General features: G+C 28.7%; 19 protein-coding genes, 2 tRNA genes and 2 rRNA genes. 6 read left to right on the top strand and 17 right to left on the bottom strand.

Features of this window, described 5'->3' with window-relative positions; all coding sequences use genetic code 11:
* Positions 1–193 precede the first annotated feature (193 nt).
* The gene (locus tag ACI48Q_RS13070; RefSeq protein ID WP_474919558.1) at positions 194–340 is read left to right on the top strand and encodes a hypothetical protein; all 147 of its coding nucleotides are present in this window, start codon (positions 194–196) and stop codon (positions 338–340) included.
* Positions 341–462: 122 nt separating this feature from the next.
* Here the strand turns inward: ACI48Q_RS13070 and ACI48Q_RS13065 are convergent, their stop codons facing one another.
* Positions 463–1,371, bottom strand: coding sequence for an HD domain-containing protein (locus ACI48Q_RS13065; protein WP_474919557.1), 909 nt, complete (start codon positions 1,369–1,371; stop codon positions 463–465).
* A gap of 78 nt (positions 1,372–1,449) precedes the next feature.
* Positions 1,450–2,070: a DUF1836 domain-containing protein gene (locus ACI48Q_RS13060; RefSeq protein WP_474919556.1), complete on the bottom strand. Its 621-nt coding sequence runs from the start codon at positions 2,068–2,070 to the stop codon at positions 1,450–1,452.
* A 736-nt stretch (positions 2,071–2,806) separates the two neighbouring features.
* Here ACI48Q_RS13060 and ACI48Q_RS13055 point away from each other — a divergent pair.
* On the top strand, positions 2,807–3,049 hold the full coding sequence (locus tag ACI48Q_RS13055) for an AbrB/MazE/SpoVT family DNA-binding domain-containing protein (protein WP_474919555.1): 243 nt from the start codon (positions 2,807–2,809) through the stop codon (positions 3,047–3,049).
* Positions 3,050–3,217: 168 nt separating this feature from the next.
* Here ACI48Q_RS13055 and ACI48Q_RS13050 read toward each other — a convergent pair whose 3' ends face one another.
* From ACI48Q_RS13050 to ACI48Q_RS13040, 3 genes are all read right to left on the bottom strand, one after another.
* Complete coding sequence (locus ACI48Q_RS13050; protein WP_474919554.1) at positions 3,218–4,375, bottom strand: C40 family peptidase; 1,158 nt, start codon at positions 4,373–4,375, stop codon at positions 3,218–3,220.
* Positions 4,376–4,625: 250 nt separating this feature from the next.
* Positions 4,626–5,468: a 16S rRNA (cytidine(1402)-2'-O)-methyltransferase gene (rsmI, locus tag ACI48Q_RS13045; RefSeq protein WP_474919553.1), complete on the bottom strand. Its 843-nt coding sequence runs from the start codon at positions 5,466–5,468 to the stop codon at positions 4,626–4,628.
* A 319-nt stretch (positions 5,469–5,787) separates the two neighbouring features.
* Entirely contained in the window at positions 5,788–6,537 is a 750-nt protein-coding gene (locus tag ACI48Q_RS13040) for a tRNA1(Val) (adenine(37)-N6)-methyltransferase (protein ID WP_474919552.1), read from the bottom strand.
* Between the two features lie 486 nt (positions 6,538–7,023).
* Here ACI48Q_RS13040 and ACI48Q_RS13035 point away from each other — a divergent pair, with 486 nt between their 5' ends.
* From ACI48Q_RS13035 to ACI48Q_RS13025, 3 genes are all read left to right on the top strand, one after another.
* Positions 7,024–7,383: a CidA/LrgA family protein gene (locus ACI48Q_RS13035; RefSeq protein WP_474919551.1), complete on the top strand. Its 360-nt coding sequence runs from the start codon at positions 7,024–7,026 to the stop codon at positions 7,381–7,383.
* Positions 7,384–7,400: 17 nt separating this feature from the next.
* Complete coding sequence (locus tag ACI48Q_RS13030) at positions 7,401–8,093, top strand: LrgB family protein (protein ID WP_474919550.1); 693 nt, start codon at positions 7,401–7,403, stop codon at positions 8,091–8,093.
* A 392-nt stretch (positions 8,094–8,485) separates the two neighbouring features.
* Positions 8,486–9,145 carry a type II toxin-antitoxin system VapC family toxin gene (locus tag ACI48Q_RS13025; protein WP_474919549.1) on the top strand — a complete coding sequence of 220 codons (660 nt, stop codon included), beginning with the start codon at positions 8,486–8,488 and terminating at the stop codon, positions 9,143–9,145.
* Positions 9,146–9,186: 41 nt separating this feature from the next.
* On the opposite strand, the gene ACI48Q_RS13020 is transcribed toward ACI48Q_RS13025, so the two are convergent.
* The 8 genes from ACI48Q_RS13020 to ACI48Q_RS12985 form a co-directional block, all read right to left on the bottom strand.
* Positions 9,187–9,819 carry a LysM peptidoglycan-binding domain-containing protein gene (locus tag ACI48Q_RS13020; protein WP_474919548.1) on the bottom strand — a complete coding sequence of 211 codons (633 nt, stop codon included), beginning with the start codon at positions 9,817–9,819 and terminating at the stop codon, positions 9,187–9,189.
* Positions 9,820–9,990: 171 nt separating this feature from the next.
* Positions 9,991–10,194, bottom strand: a complete 204-nt coding sequence (locus tag ACI48Q_RS13015) for a heavy-metal-associated domain-containing protein (protein WP_474919547.1) — start codon at positions 10,192–10,194, stop codon at positions 9,991–9,993.
* 9 nt (positions 10,195–10,203) lie between these two features.
* Positions 10,204–11,112, bottom strand: coding sequence for a PSP1 domain-containing protein (locus ACI48Q_RS13010; RefSeq protein WP_474919546.1), 909 nt, complete (start codon positions 11,110–11,112; stop codon positions 10,204–10,206).
* Complete coding sequence (locus ACI48Q_RS13005) at positions 11,090–12,049, bottom strand: DNA polymerase III subunit delta' (protein WP_474919545.1); 960 nt, start codon at positions 12,047–12,049, stop codon at positions 11,090–11,092. Before ACI48Q_RS13005 ends, ACI48Q_RS13010 begins: the two co-directional genes overlap by 23 nt.
* 91 nt (positions 12,050–12,140) lie before the next feature.
* On the bottom strand, positions 12,141–12,470 hold the full coding sequence (locus tag ACI48Q_RS13000; RefSeq protein ID WP_474919544.1) for a cyclic-di-AMP receptor: 330 nt from the start codon (positions 12,468–12,470) through the stop codon (positions 12,141–12,143).
* A 21-nt stretch (positions 12,471–12,491) separates the two neighbouring features.
* Positions 12,492–13,115 carry a dTMP kinase gene (tmk, locus tag ACI48Q_RS12995; RefSeq protein WP_474919543.1) on the bottom strand — a complete coding sequence of 208 codons (624 nt, stop codon included), beginning with the start codon at positions 13,113–13,115 and terminating at the stop codon, positions 12,492–12,494.
* Between the two features lie 17 nt (positions 13,116–13,132).
* Entirely contained in the window at positions 13,133–14,557 is a 1,425-nt protein-coding gene (locus tag ACI48Q_RS12990) for an aminotransferase class I/II-fold pyridoxal phosphate-dependent enzyme (RefSeq protein WP_474919542.1), read from the bottom strand.
* Positions 14,536–14,745, bottom strand: coding sequence for a sigma factor G inhibitor Gin (locus ACI48Q_RS12985; RefSeq protein ID WP_474919541.1), 210 nt, complete (start codon positions 14,743–14,745; stop codon positions 14,536–14,538). Before ACI48Q_RS12985 ends, ACI48Q_RS12990 begins: the two co-directional genes overlap by 22 nt.
* A 219-nt stretch (positions 14,746–14,964) precedes the next feature.
* Between ACI48Q_RS12985 and ACI48Q_RS12980 the strand changes: the two genes are divergently transcribed.
* Complete coding sequence (locus ACI48Q_RS12980; RefSeq protein WP_474919540.1) at positions 14,965–16,131, top strand: zinc-binding metallopeptidase family protein; 1,167 nt, start codon at positions 14,965–14,967, stop codon at positions 16,129–16,131.
* An 82-nt stretch (positions 16,132–16,213) separates the two neighbouring features.
* Here the strand turns inward: ACI48Q_RS12980 and ACI48Q_RS12975 are convergent.
* The 4 genes from ACI48Q_RS12975 to ACI48Q_RS12960 all read right to left on the bottom strand — a co-directional run.
* A tRNA-Cys gene (locus ACI48Q_RS12975) sits at positions 16,214–16,288 on the bottom strand.
* Between the two features lie 6 nt (positions 16,289–16,294).
* A tRNA-Phe gene (locus ACI48Q_RS12970) sits at positions 16,295–16,370 on the bottom strand.
* Between the two features lie 41 nt (positions 16,371–16,411).
* A 5S ribosomal RNA gene (gene rrf / locus ACI48Q_RS12965) occupies positions 16,412–16,529 on the bottom strand.
* A 99-nt stretch (positions 16,530–16,628) separates the two neighbouring features.
* A 23S ribosomal RNA gene (locus ACI48Q_RS12960) occupies positions 16,629–16,807 on the bottom strand; the annotation flags it as partial.

The following is a 16,807-nucleotide window of genomic DNA, read 5'->3' as shown; positions in this document are numbered from 1 at the left end:
TAACTAAAACATAAATTAATCTAAAGGAGGCTATTCTATTATGAAAATAACTTTTGATGAACAAACCAAAAATGTTTTGTTGAAAAAATTAACTGAGGAAAACAAACCTGCTGTTAGGCTCGCTATTGCTGGTTTTGGCTGAGGTGGCCCTACTTTAAGTGTTGCTCTGGATGAGCAAAATGAAAATGATTTAGTGGAAAATATAGAAGGTTTAACCTTTATAGTAGATAAAGATGAGGAGTATATTTTTGAAGAGTGTTCTATCGCTTATAAAAAAACTCTATTTGGAGAAACCTTTAAGGTTGTGTCAGCTGCTATAGGAGAAAGTACATGTAGTTAACAAAAGGTTCTGGGATTTAATTCCTAGAACCTTTTACTTATATCATCTATTATCTTTTTAGGTTATTTTCTTTTTAAATCTATACTGTAAATTTTATATTTACAGATTTTATCTACACTCATTTAAACAAGTAATCTTGTTCCTATTTTTTTATTATATTCCGACCATGTATCCTTTAATGTAGCATCTTTTATCTGGGATACTTTATTCATAGTAGCATCTACATAGTCTGCATAATGAACTATGAATGCCTCTTCAGTATTTGGTGGTTTTGGTGATCCATATTCTACACGTCCATGATGCTGAACTATGCATCCTTTAAGCCGATTTTTAAAACTTTCACTATAAATTTCTGGATTTTTCTTAAACGCTTCTTCTATCATAGTTATTCCAATAACTATATGACCTTCCATTTCTCCAATCATAGATGTTGAAAAAGGTCCATCCACAGAATATTCATATATTTTCCCTATATCATGTAGTTTAGCAGCCAAAATGGCTATGTCTTTATATCTACAATTATATCTATATGCAAGTACTTTTGCTAAATATGTTACATTTAATGTGTGCTCTGCTAGACCTCCTATGTAATTGTGATGTTGGCTAAGTCCCCCTATGGCAATTTTAAACTCATTCAGAAATTTTTCATCTTTAAAAAAGTAATCATTTAGACTTTGTGCCTCTATTGTAGTAAATTCCTCTACTGTCAAAGATTCTAATTCTTCCATAATATAATTTATGTCTTTTTTTACTGAAGGCAAAAAATCTTCAAGTTCATAATCTTCTTCTATAATTAATTTATCAAAGTTGATTATAAAGTTATGATTAATAGGAACTAATATTACATCTCCTATATTTAAATTTAAAGCTTTTATTGAAGTTGTACTTACTTTTATATCTGAAGTGCTATCTCCTAAAACATATGTAGTTCTTTCTTCACTATCTTTAAATCTCTTCTTTATCATAAGCAAAATATTAATTTCTATGTTATTATCCATTTTTCTTATTTGCTCTAAATAATATTGCTTCATAACCTCATCTCCTCATAAAAATTTATATTTTTATTCTTTCATAAGGAGCTTGTTTTTATCCTTTATTAATTATAATGTTTAGTTGTATTTATCACCAAACTCTTTCACAATAGTAGTTGCTAATTTTTTAATACTACTAGCATGAGCTACTAAACTCATAACTACTAAGAAAATTACTATTCTTTCTTGCTCTTCATCATTAAACTCATAACTATTAAAATATTTTAAGATACTTTCATCTTTAAAAGTTTCACTATCTATAAAATTCATAGTTAAACTTTGTTTTTGTAAATGACAAAATAATTTGTAAGTATCTTCCCATGATAATATGTCATCTGCTCTATTGTTAATATCATTAAATGCCAATCTAAAGATTTTTTTAATCTCATCGGTAGTAAGTATTGGTCTCATATATCCAAGAAGTGCTAGTTGTGCTAAATGTAATTTAGTATATCCTCTCTTCTTACCATCCTCTGGTTTTGATAACACTTCACTTTTTATATAATTTTGAAGTATATTATTAGTAAAATTATCATGTTCAAATTTATCATTTAAATAGTCTTTAACTTGGGATAAAAACAAATCATATTGCGGAAGCTCATCATATGCTATTATACTTTTCCCAGAAATTTCATTTACTATTTCACTTACTCTATTTAATATATTATCAACATTATTATTCCTATTGTCTTTTTCCATATTTAACCCTCTCTTTGTATAATTTATTTTATATTTCATATTATAAGATATAATAGATTGATTTACTATTAAAATATTTTCAATAATTAAATATTATTGAAAATTTTTTATTTTAATTTTTATTTATTTGCTTAATCTAAAAGTTATTAACATTATACACATTTATACTTGCCTTTTAAATATAGTTATTAACATAACTTGTTGATTATTTTAATAATAAAAATCTCCTAAATACCTTACACTTATTCACTTTATAATGTGTTATAAAAAGTTATCAACATTATCCACATTTATACATAAATAAAAAATTATAATATTATGAAATTTCTTGGAGTAATGTGCTGTTTTATCTTTGTTTTTTGTTGATTTTTGTTGATTTAATGTCTAATTTACCGAAAAAAATATTTGCTAAAACCACTTTTTGTGTTAAAATAGTTAATTATTAGGTTTTATTTATTTTTTTACCATAGAATTATAACTTATAAATATATATAGTTTTATTAAATCTATCATGGTTTTCATTTTACTATGAATAAATTAAAGAGTTATAGCTTTTAGTGTAAAAAACTGTATATTTTCTACAAAACTTATTGACATTTGTTTTAATATGTATTATATTATATGTATAATATGTAATTAAATAGTAAATATGAATAAATAGTAAATCTTTTTTATATTATTTACTAAATACTTTAAAAATATTAAAATCATAGTTATCACAAGGGGGAATTTTAAAATGAAATCAACTGGTGTAGTAAGAAAAGTCGACGAATTAGGAAGGATAGTTATTCCTGTAGAGTTAAGAAGAACTTTAAATATCGGTGAGAAAGACGCTTTAGAAATATATGTGGATGGTGATCAGATAATATTAAAAAAATATGAACCAGCATGCATATTCTGTGGAGATGCTCGTGACGTAGTTAATTATAAAGCTAAAAACATTTGTAAAGAATGTTTAAATTCTTTAAGAACTGAATAATTTTTAAAAAAGTTCTAGATAAAATCGCCATATTGTAGTGGCGATTTTATCTTTTTAACGTATATATAGTATAGATACGTTAATTGAATAAATATATATTTAGAAATTTTATTATTAATAAGAATAAAACCAGCGAATACTCTACTGGTTTTATTATAAATAACAATATTAATCTACATGTCTCTTTGCCGTTAGGTAGTCGCCTCTAGTAAGTGGAGATATTTTAACAACTTCATTATCTTGTGGTGCATGAATATAACTGTTATTCCCAACGTATATTCCAACGTGAGTAGCATAACCACCACTTCCAAAAAACACTAAATCTCCTGGCTGAAGCTGATTTCTAGGAACATAAGTTCCAGAACCCATTTGTGAATTAGCTGTTCTTGATATTCCTATACCAACAGCCTTGTACACATATCTAGTAAATCCTGAACAATCGAAGGTATTTGGTCCATTACCGCCCCATTGATATGGAACGCCTAAAAATTCTTTTGCATATTGAACTATAGCAACTCCTGATACATTCGATGGTACTGTTGGAGTAGTACTATCCTCACCCTCATCCTCATCACCTCTATTAGGTCTGCTAGGTTTGTCAGGTTTGTTATTATTTGAGCTTTGCATAGAATTTATTTGATCCATAGTTTGTTTTAACTGCGCTTCATTTTCTTTCATTGCAGCTTCAAATACACCTATATTATCTTTAGCTACAGCTATAGCTTTGTCATGTTCAACCTTCTTCTCTTCAAGCTTTGCTAGCTTTTGTTCATTCCCTTGTTGAAGTGCCTCTAGATTGTTGTTTTGACCTTCTAGATCAGTTTTTTCTTGTTGTAACGCTATCTTCTTGTCAGTTAGGCTTGTCATAACTTCCTTGTCATAACTTATAATTCTAGTAACATTATCTAGTCTAGAAATAAAATCTGAAAATCCATTTGAATCTAAAAGAATTTCAATATAACTATCCATACCATTCATATACATAGCTCTCATTCTTTTATTGAATAAGCCTTCTTCCTCTACTATAGAGTTTTGAGTGTCTTGTACTTTTTTTTCACTTTGCTTTATTTTATTTTGAGTATCTTGAATTTTTTTATTTGTGTCTTCTATATCTATATGGATGTCCATCATTTCAGCATTAACTTTTTGTATAGCAGCTTCAATTTCGTCAACTTTTTCCTGAGCACTCTTATAGCTATTTTTGCTCTCCTGAAGCTTTTTTTCATATTCTTGTTTATTCGAATATGGATCTGCAAAAACTGTTGTTCCAATACCTGTTGTTGCAAGTGTTAAAGCTAAAGCTAACGATATCGATTTTTTATTCAAGAAAATCCCTCCCCCTCTTAAGTTTAATTACAAATACAATTATAACATCATATTATTTCTAATCTCAAGGTTTTTGATGAAATTTTAAAGATTAAAAATTCATTTTTGAGAATTTTTTCCAATTTATCTATATATATTCTATAATTACCCATATAATTCCTTTTATCTTTTGTAGTTTATTCTATCTTTTCATATTAATTCTTTTAATGTTATTATATAAATTTATTATTATTATGTTATTAATTAATTTTTATATATCTAACGAGTATTTATAAACATCTGATTTAGGCATATTTCTTTCTTTTGCCACTACTTTTATAGATTCCTTTTTACTAATTCCATTTTTTATATGAAATTTTATATGCTCTTCTATAGTCATATGTTCCCATTGACTTCTTTTTTCTGTTAATATTTCCTCTGGATTTTTTCCTTCCATAACAATAACAAATTCTCCTCTTGGAGAGTTTTCATTAAAGTGTTTAATACATTCATCTAAATTATTTCTTATTATGTCTTCATATAATTTAGTTAGTTCTCTACAAATAGCTACCTTTCTATTCCCAAAAGTATTTAATAAAAATTCTAAAGTTGCCAATATTCTGTGAGGAGCCTCATATAATATTATAGTTTCCTCTCTATTAATTAGGCTTTCACACACTTCTCTTCTACTCTTATTGTCTCTTGGCAAAAAACCCATGAAGGTGAATTTATCTGTATCTAATCCCGAATACACTAATGCCGTAGTAAACGCTGTAGCTCCTGGTAATACCTCTATTTCTATATTTTCTTCAATACATTTTTTAATAATAATTGCTCCCGGATCTGATACTCCTGGAGTCCCAGCATCACTTATTATTGCAACTTTCTTCCCTTCAATAAGTGATTTTACTATATCATTACTTCTTCCATTCTCATTATGCTTATGATAACTTACAAGAGACTTTTTAATACCAAAATGATTAAGTAATTTTAAACTTTGCCTGGTATCTTCACATCCTATCAAATCTACTTCCTTTAATACTTCTAAAGCTCTTAAAGTTATATCTTTTAAGTTCCCTATAGGTGTAGGTACTATATATAATTTTCCACTCATTTGTATTCATCTCCTTTTAAATAAAATGCGAAGTAATTTATATAGGTAAGGGCAACCGTAGGTTGCAGGTAAGGAGTGCCTTTGGCACAGGTAAGGCGTTCGCTTCGCTCACAGGTGAAGGTAGCTTTTTCATAGGCAAAAGCAGTTATATTGCGACTTTGTCACTTTAATATATAAAATCATCTTTGCTGATTTTCCGCCTTTCTTGCAACCTTCGGTTGCTTCTTACCTGTCACAAAGTGACGTCTTACCACGAACGCAGTGAGTATTTACCCATACCTACGGCACATTTACCTAAAATAAAATGCTTCACATTTTTTTATAGTATTAATTCTTTAGAGTCATATATTTCTCTGAGTTCTTTCGAATAACTTTCATCATCTAAATGTATATATAGAGGATCCTCTATTTTTAGGAATGCTCCTCCATCTCTTTGTCCTTCAACTAAAACTATGTTTGGTGATTTTCCTGGCTTTGGATGTATAAATCTTATTCTTTTAGGTTCTATTTTATATTTTCTCATCAAAGTTAATATATCTACAATTCTTTCTGGTCTATGAACCATGAATAATTTTCCATTATCCTTTAGCACTATTCTAGCTGCTATTATAACGTCTTCTAGATTACAACATATTTCATGCCTAGCTATTGCATTTTTATCGTCTCTATTCACTATTCCTGAATTACATAGCTTATATGGGGGATTTACTGTTACTACATCAGCTCTTTCTAGCTTTTTTAGGGCGAGAGTATTTTTTAGATCCTCATGTTTAAAACTTACTTTATCTTTTAAGTTATTATATTTAGCTGTTCTGTTAGCCATATCTACAAATTCTTCTTGTATTTCTATTCCCATTATACTTTTTGCATTGCTCTTTCCTGCTATTATAAATGGTACTATACCTGTCCCACTGCATAAATCAATTACTATACTATTGTTTTTTACTCTAGCAAAGTTGGCTAATAATACTGCATCAACCCCAAATCTAAAACCATCCTTTTTCTGAATTATATGTATCCCTTTTAATTGTAAATTGTCTAATGTTTCATCATCTCTTAATATACTCATGATGCCTTCCTTTCTTATCATAGCTTCTAAGTTCACTAAAATAAAACTACATAATACATTATATATTAAACCCATACCTTTATTAAGTAAAAAAATGAACATCTTAGAAAGATGTTCATTTTTTTATGGGGGGAAAGCAATGTGTGGCTATAATCATTTCCTTAATCTTAGTAAAATACATTGCTATGAAACACATTGCATTTAAGGGTTTATATTATTGATTTAATTTATCATTAATATTATTGTCAACATATCTTATAAATATTCACCTATATATTACCTTTTCAAAATATTTTTTTAGATTTATAATATGTATGTTATACTCATTAATAAATACCTATATATGTAAAAATTGACTGTTTTGTTAAATATAATACATATAGTATATAAAAAATATTCTATTTATAATTTTCATATACATCTTAAGTATTAATTTCTTACATTGATTTTTATGTTTTAAACAAAACGAAAGGAATAACAATTTTTATGAAAATATTTAAAGAATTCGCCCTAATTTTGATAATTACCTTCATAGGAGAATTTATAAGTAAAGTTTTTTCTCTATCTTTGCCTGGAAGTGTAATTGGAATGCTATTTTTATTAGCACTTTTACTAACTAAAATAATTAGATTAGAACAAATTGAACTGGTATCAAATTTCTTTCTGGATAATTTAGCTTTTTTCTTTTTACCAGCAGGGGTTGGCATTATCTCAGCTTTCAGTCTCCTAAAAGGAAATACCTTTAAAATAATATTTATTATAGTTATCTCTACTTTAGTAGTATTGATAACTACAGCTTTAACTATAGAACTATCAATTAAAATCCTATCAAAAAAAGATAAATAATAAACATGAGGTGAAAAATGGACAAACTATTACAATCTCCTATATTTGGTATACTTTTATCTTTATTAGCTTACATTTTAGGAGTATATATAAACAAAAAAACTAAAATTTCTTTTCTTAATCCTTTACTTATATCTATATCTATAATTGTGTTCTTATTATTAGGTTTCAATATTCCCCTCGATAACTACAATAATGGTGGAAATATTATTGGATTCTTCTTGACTCCAGCCACTGTGGTTTTAGCTATTCCTTTATATAAAAAAATTGAACATTTAAAATCTCATGCATTGCCTATAATACTAGGTATCATAGTAGGATGTATTTCAGGCATAATTTGCATAATATTACTTGGTAAATGTTTAAATTTAGATGAAACATTAATATTATCACTTATACCTAAATCTGTAACTACACCTATTGGAATAGAACTTTCTAATAATATATCTGGAATTCCATCAATAACTGTAGCTGCAATAATTATTACAGGAGTACTTGGTGCTGTATTAAGTCCTGCTATTTTAAAACTTTTTAAAATCAAAAATAAAGTATCTATTGGTGTCTCTATTGGCACTAGCGCTCATGCTCTAGGAACAACAAAGGCAATTGAATTAGGTGAGCTAGAAGGCGCTATGAGTAGTGTATCTATCGGTATAGCAGGTATAGTTACTGTAATAGTAGCACCTATACTTATAAATATATTTTTTTAGTGAAATGTGAAGTAATTTATTTAGGTAAGGGCAACCGTAGGTTGCAGGTAAGAGGCTCACTTTGTTCGCAGGGAAGGAGTGCCTTTTACACAGGTAAGGAGTTCGCAAAGCTCACAGGTAAAGGTAGCTTTTGCATATGCAAAAGCAGTTATATTGCGACTTTGTCGCTTTAAAATATAAAATTAGCTTTGCTGATTTTCCACCTTCCCTGCAACCTTCGGTTGCTTCTTACCTGTCACAAAGTGACGCCTTACCACGAACGCAGTGAGTATTTACCTATACCTACGGCATCTTTACCTAAAATAAAGTGTTTCACACTTTATTTAAAATCTGTAATAAGTATTCAGTTTTAATAATAAAATTAAATATATTGTTACTAGAAAGGAGCATTTATGAAAATAATACTATATCCTTTTTCTTCAATAAAATTTGATGATAGCACACGAATCCTTCTCGATGCTTCTTTTTTGTTGAGCTTAGTTTACGACGATGATATAAAACACAGTGAATGTATTGAAATATTTAAAAAATTAATAACTAATAAATGTGAACTATTAATCACCAATATAATTTCGGCCGAAGTGCTTAATCAAATTATGTACAAAATTTTTATGTTGGATATGCAGCATAAGGTATTAAAATCAAAACCATTTAATACTGAAACTAAAATAAGAGAAATTTTAAATTCCTTTAATAAATATGATAAAAAAATTATAAGGGAAAAAAAAATTGATAGACTTAGAGAAATTCCATATAAGAAATATTTTGATAATATTTCTAAAAATATGTCTAAAAGAGAACTTCTTAGTATCTATTACAAAACTGCAGTAAAAATGCATAATCAGTTGGAAACAACAGTTAATTTTAATTATGTAGAAATTACAAAGAGTTCAATGACTAAAACTAAAGAAATTATGTCCAATAGCTTGTTATCTATAAATGACTCTACTCATTTAGCGGTATGTGAGCAACATGATATAGGATATCTATTAACTTTGGATAATGATTTCATATATGCCGAAATTAGTCCAATAAATATATTGAAAATATAACCTTATAATAAACATTCATTATAAGGTTATATTTTTTACTACTATTTAATTGGAATACAAATAACGTCTGATGCCTTTATTGAATTTTCATCAGTAATATTATTATGAGCTTTTAATTCTTTTATAGCTTCAGTTAAGTCTGTTTTAGGTAAATTTTCTTTGGCTATTTTATATAGTGTATCTCCAGCTTTAATAGTATATTTTGTATGTTCATCATGACCAATTTTACTATTATTAACTGCTATTTCCTCTAAAGCTATTTCATAAGGTATTACTAATTTTTTACCTTCTACTATAGGGTCTTTTTCTGTCATAGAATTGTTATCTAAAATACTTTTTACAACATCCTTTGTATCATGGTTTGGCATATAAGCTCTAGCTATACTATATAAAGTGTCATCTTTCTTTATTACATAGTATCCTTCTTTTACATCCTCTTTTGAAAACTTGATTTCTTTATCATTTGAAGTTTGTTTCGAATTAGAATCTTGTTTCAAATTATCACTATTCTTTGTAGTCTCATTGCCATTATCTTTATTTTGTTCAGTAGTTATGTTACTATTTTTAGAGTTAGATGTTTCATTATTACCACCAATATAACTTATAGTAAAAAATATTCCTGTAAGCACCACTGCACATGTAACAATAATAGCTATTTGTTTTTTTAATTTCATAAAAACACCTCTTTGTTAATATTTACATCTTAATACTTAACATTTTTATGAAATTTATACATATATTATTGAATTATTTCCAAAATACTTAATTTATTCTTATATAAATATATATAAGACTGCATATTACTGCAGTCTTACCTTAATTATTTGTTTAATATATAGTTATTGCTATATAACAGTATATCCAACATCTTCAATAGAAGTTATTAAATCTTCGATAGTTATAAAATAATCATCAAATACTATTTCTACCTCTTTTTTTTCAGGATGTATTCCACAAGCGATAACTCCCTCATTATTAGAAATTGCACTCCTTATGTTATTAACATCTTTAGAAGTTATCATGTCACAAACCTTAATTACCGTCTTCATTTTCCCCTCCTAAATTTCTTTAAATAACTCTTTAATTAAATCTGCATCCTCAATATGATTCTCTAATTCTTTAATATCTACATCACTTATAATGTCTTCATAACTTCCTGAAATCAATGTTGTCTCCTCTATCTTTACAACTTTAATATCATCTTCTCCATCTTTAATTTTTACTTTAACTTTAACACTCTCTTTCACCACACTATTAGATACTACTTCTCCTTTTCCATAAGGTGTATCTACTATTGATCCCACTTTAGGTAAGCGTTTTCTTATCTCTTCATAGGTTTCTTGTTCATAGTTTAAGCAACACATAAGTCTTCCACATATTCCTGATATCTTTGTTGGATTCAAAGATAAGTTTTGTTCTTTTGCCATTTTTATTGATACTGGCGCAAATTCTCCTAAAAATGTAGAACAGCATAGGCTTCTTCCACAAGGACCTAATCCACCCGTCATCTTGGCTTCATCTCTTACACCAATTTGTCTTAACTCTATCCTAGTTCTAAATACCGCTGCTAAGTCTTTTACTAGCTCTCTAAAATCAACTCTTCCATCTGCGGTAAAATAGAATATAACCTTATTATTATCAAATGTATACTCTACATCTATAAGCTTCATATTTAACTGATGTTTCTCTATTTTCTCTAAGCATACACTCAATGCTTCTTTTTCTTTTTCTTTGTTTAATGCATTAGCTTCCTTATCTTCATCTGTAGCTATTCTTATTACATTTTTTAACGGTGCTACTATTTCATCTTCTCCAATATTTTTTTTCCCTGTAACACACTCACCAAACTCTACTCCTCTTGCAGTCTCAACGACTACGAAATCACCTTTCTTTATATCTAAATCCATAGGACTAAAATAATATATTTTTCCGGCCTTTTTAAATCTAACTCCTATAACTGTTACCATTATAAACCTCCTGTATGTTTAAAAGCATTGAAGAAAAGGATAATGCTAAATTAACATTGTTTTTTAACATTGTTCTTGTACCATCTATTATATTTATAATATCATTTAATTTGTTTGCTGAAAATACATTGGCCAAATCTTTGACTTCTCTTATTTTATCTATATTAATGATTAGTTCTTCCTCCCCAACCTCTTTGTATATAATTATATCTCTAAGTATATTTATAAACAAACTTATTATTTCCTCCCATTGTTTAGAATATGATTCAAAAAAATCTTCATTTTCAATCCATTCTTCATCTGAGCCCTTACTAATATTTAATAATATTTCTAAAATTTTATCTCTTATTATGTTAAAATCTTCGCTCTCAATAAACATCTCTGCTTTTCCTGGAATTCCCTCTGAAAACTCACAGGCAGCTTCTATTTTCATCTCTTCAATATCTTGATATTTATGTTTAATAATAGTTTTCACTTCTTCTTTTTTTAGAGGTTTAAGCTTATGGATCTGACATCTAGACTTTATGGTATCTAGCACATCTTCTAATCCCTCACATAATAAAAGCATATATACATTTGCTGGTGGCTCTTCTATAGTTTTTAGAAATGCATTCTGCCCCTGAAATGTAATCTTATCAGTATTATGTATTATTATTACCTTTTTATCCCCCTCATAGGGTTTTTTATTTGCTTCTTCTATGATATTCCTTATTGCTTTTACACCTATGGAGTTTTTTCCTTTTTCTAATTTCCATTCTATTATATCTACATGGCTTTTTAATTCTTCAATGCCTAATAGTTTTAGAGCTATGAAGTTGGCCAATTTACTTTTTCCTATACCCTTTTCTCCTGCAAATATATGTGCATGTGAAAAGTTATTATTCTCAATTGCTTTTAATATATCACTCTTTACTTTATCATGTCCAATAATATTCATAACTCCTCCTATATATAATAAATAATGTACAATAAGATTCCCTTATTGTACATTATTGATAATTTATTGATATATTATAACTCTTTAATGATTAGAATCTTAAGAAATTATCTACATCAACCACAAATACAGTAGCTCCACCTATATTTACCTCTACTGGATAGGGTACATAAACTCCTGTTGAACCTGCAACTGGTGATGGTGATGACACTAACTGTTTTCTTACCTTACAAATTTCCTCTATATTATCTAACACTTTCTGTACTTTCTCTTTTTCTACCCCTATCATTAATGTAGTATTTCCTGCCTTTAGAAATCCCCCTGTAGTAGCGAGTTTCGTAACTCTAAATCCATTATCCGTTAATACATCAACTAGGTCTATTGCATCATCGTCTTGTACTATTGCCATTATTAATTTCATAACAATCCCTCCCTATTCTTATTATATCCCTATTTTATTTTCAATATGGGAAATGATTTGTCTGTGAACTTCTTCAATAGAATTATCACCATCTATTAATATAATTTTATCACATAATTTACTAATATTTGAATAACCTTCATAAACTTTTTTATGAAAATTTAATCCTACATTTTCTAGCCTATCTAATTCCCTTTCCTTCATCTTTCTTTCTATTCCTTTTTCATAAGGTATTTGTATCATAAACACTAAATCAGCTTCTAGTCCTCTAAGTGCAGCATCATTTATACCTTTTATGATATCTGTACCCAAATTACGTCCAATACCCTGATATACCATAGAAGAATAAACAAATCTATCACATAATACTACTTTTCCACTATTTATAGCAGGCTTTATTACTTCATTAGTTAATTGAGCTCTCGATGCTGCATAAAGTAATGCTTCACACATATCATCCATCTCACTATTTTTATTATCTAAAATAATATTTCTTATCTTTTCACTTATTGGAGTACCACCTGGCTCTCTAGTTCTTATGACTTCTATTTGTCTATTCATAAAATATTTTTCTAAAAGCTCCATTTGAGTAGTTTTTCCACTCCCATCTGGCCCCTCTAATGCTATTAATAATCCTTTATCCATGGTCTTTCCTCCAAATCTTATTCTTTAAGTATGGTTAGTTCATTATCCTCTACTCCCAAAAGAGTTACATTACTATCTATATAATATTGTATTATATCAATAATTTCTTTAGTTATAAACTCCCCTGGCATAACTAGCGGTATACCTGGAGGATAAGGAACTATTGCATGTCCACATATTTCATTAACTCCCTGAATTATTTTCACTTTTTCCTTTTTACTATCTATTACTTCATAAGGCATCATTTTCATTTTCGGTATATTAGATTCTATGGCTTTAACTATTTTCGCTTTTAATTTATTTATATCACATTTTTCTAAAGCTTTATATAGTAATTCAAAATCGCTTCTAGAATTTCCAGGAGAAAATATCAACACTACATTTCTTTCATCACTCATTTCACATTGAATATTTTGCTCCTTTAAATAACTTAGAAGTTTATGTCCACTAAAGCCTTTAGGTAGATTAATTACATATCTAGTTTTATCTATATCATAAATATTTTCATCTATCAGATCTTTCTCTCCTATAATATGATATACTCCTAGCCTATTTATTTTCTGTTTAAATTCTTGGCATAAGGCTAATAACTCAGCGTAATATTTCCGTCCATATTTCTCCATAAAATATCTACTGAAATCCATAGTTGCTAAAAATAGATATGATGGACTTGTACTTAAAAACATACTAACATAAAAATTAGCTTTATCTATATAATCTTTATTCCCTATGTGAAGATATGCAGTTTGAGTTAAGCTCGGTAAAGTTTTATGAGCACTCTGCACTGCCATATCTACACCTAGCTTCATAGGATTTTCGGGCAATTCCTCTATAACCCCAAAATGAGCCCCATGAGCACAATCTACTAAAACCTTCATATTGTGCTCTTTAGCCTTTAAAACTATTTTTTTTAAATCACAGCATATACCATAGTAATTAGGATAAGTGATTATTATACCTTTAGCATCTTTATTCTCTTCAATTAGATTAAATAAATAATCTTCATCTATAGATAAACTTGTATTAAACTTATCACTTATCCTATTTTTTATATAAATGGGTCTTAGTTTTCTAAGTATAATTCCATTGTATACTGATCTATGACAGTTTCTCTCTACAATAATTTTATCACCTTCATCAAAGCTAGCAAATATCATGGCTAAATTTCCTGAAGTACTTCCATTAACTAGAAAATAAGATTTTTCACTGCTATAATAATCACTTAAATATTCTTGCGCTTCTTGAATTACTCCACTTGGATTATGGAGATTATCTACTCCATCTACTTCTGTTATATCCAAATCGATGAAGTTATCTAGTATCTCTTTGCCTTCTTTAATATTATAAAAAGCTCTTCCCATTTTGTGACCTGGTGTCGCGAAATATGAATTGCTTTCTTTAGAATATTTAAGCAAAGCTTCTACAATTGGTAGTTTTGACACTCCTTATCCACTCCTCTAATTACAAGTTGAGATAAATTTTTCTTTATAGAATTTTTATAGAACTCATAAAAATCTGTGTCTATACTTGTTTCTAATAATCTTTGTTCACAACTTGGGCAAATTCCTTTTCCATAAAGAATTATACCACTTTCTAGAGGCTTTCTGCATATTATACAACATTTACTCATATTTTATCCCCCTTAACTTTCGATAATAAGATTCTTTTAATTATAGCCCCCTACATTATATATTATTCAGCTTGATGCCTTTTCTAAATTTGTCCAAAAAAAATATTTCACTTTATAATTCTCAGTATTTCTACTATATGCAACAAATCATTACCTCTATAAATATAATTCTATTGGTTATACTAATTATATATAAAATATTCATAAGGGGGCTTTTAAGTGAAACAGCAAGTACTCAGTTTTTTATCAACTATCAAAGATGAAATTTTAAATATCAATAAGTCTTTATATGATGCTAAAGAAAACTCCTTTAAAGAATTTAATTCATCACATTATCTAATATCTCTACTAAAAAAATATAACTTTAAAGTAGAGGAGAATTTTTTAGATATTACCAATGCCTTTTATGGAAAATTTGGAAATGGTTACCCTCAAGTATGCTACATATGTAAATATAGCACTGGTGATGATCGGGGTCATGTTTTTGGAAATAATGCTAATGCTGCAATTAGTATTGGTGCTGCAATTGGATTATCTCATGTAATAGATAAAATAGGAGGTACTGTAATCGTAGTGGGCTGTCCTGGTAATTACTCAAATGGCTCTGAAATAATTATGAGTCATGAAAATGTATTTAAGGACACTTCTGTTATATTTGCTCCTCACGTTGATAATATCACCTCTATGGGTGGTGACTCTCAATCATGTATACCTTTGGAATTATCTTTCAAAAATAAAAATGCTAGTGGAGACAAAGCTAAAAGTACTGCATTAGATATGAGCCTCCATACTATACATTTTATTAATCAGCTAGTTCAACAAAGTTGCAATCACTGTTATTTAGATCATATTTCTATGAAATGTGATAATGCTCCAAGAGAATATCCTTCAAACGCTCTAATTAAATTTGAACTTAAATCTAACACCTATGCCCTAGGAGAAGTTATGGAAAATAATATTAGAGAATATATAAAGTGTTTAGAAAAAATAGCTGATATAGATTGTAAGATAAGACTTTATGAATTGCCCTGTAAGGAGCTAATAAATAATGAAGTAGTAAGTAAAATATTCTCTAATAATTTAAAAGAATGCGGCTTAATAAATTTATCTTCTAATAAAAATGTTTTATATCCACTTTCAATAGGAAATGTCAGTCATACAACACCAACCATATATCCATCTATTTCAATTGTTGAAGACAGTTCTATTTCCTGTCCTTCCTTAGAATTTATGGAATGTACTATTAGTGATTTTGGTAAAAATAATATATGGAAGGGAATTGAAGCTCTTTCTATAAGTGCAATTGACTTTATTGAACGAAAAGAGTTACTTGACGAAAGTATTAAATTGCTAAATGATAGAATAAATTGCACTAAAAATATATAATCTATATTTTTATAATAAATCTTCATAAAAAATCTTAAAAATAAAAAAACCTTTAGAATTTAAATATCCTAAAGGTTTTAAATGGAGGCGCCACCCAGATTTGAACTGGGGAATAAAGGTGTTGCAGACCTTTGCCTTACCACTTGGCTATAGCGCCACACTATGGTGGCTCGAGCAGGAATCGAACCAGCGACACGAGGATTTTCAGTCCTCTGCTCTACCGACTGAGCTATCGAGCCATACACACATGCCTCCAAGCCTTAACTTGGAGGCAATATTTACTTGGCGACCACTTACCCTCCCACAGAGCTTCCCCTGCAGTACTCTCAGCCGTCCAAGGCTTAACTGGCGTGTTCGGTATGGGAACGAGTGTATCCCTTGGACGCATTATCACCAAATTAAAATCGTATAACCTCACATTACTGTTTGGTTCTATCAATTTTATATTGAGATGTTCTCTCAAAATTACATAGTAAACATAAGAACTTCGTCATTATTAGGTCAAGCCCTCGACTTATTAGTATGAGTCAGCTGAACATGTTACCATGCTTACACCCCTCACCTATCAACCTGGTGTTCTTCCAGGAGTCTTACTGACTTACGTCATGGGAAATCTCATCTTAGGGTGGGCTTCACGCTTAGATGCTTTCAGCGTTTATCCCTTCCCAACATAGCT

The sequence above is a fragment of the Clostridium sp. LXY-7 genome, from assembly GCF_056172015.1.
Note: the sequence above shows the minus strand (reverse complement) of the source record. Positions and strands in the feature narration are given on the sequence as shown.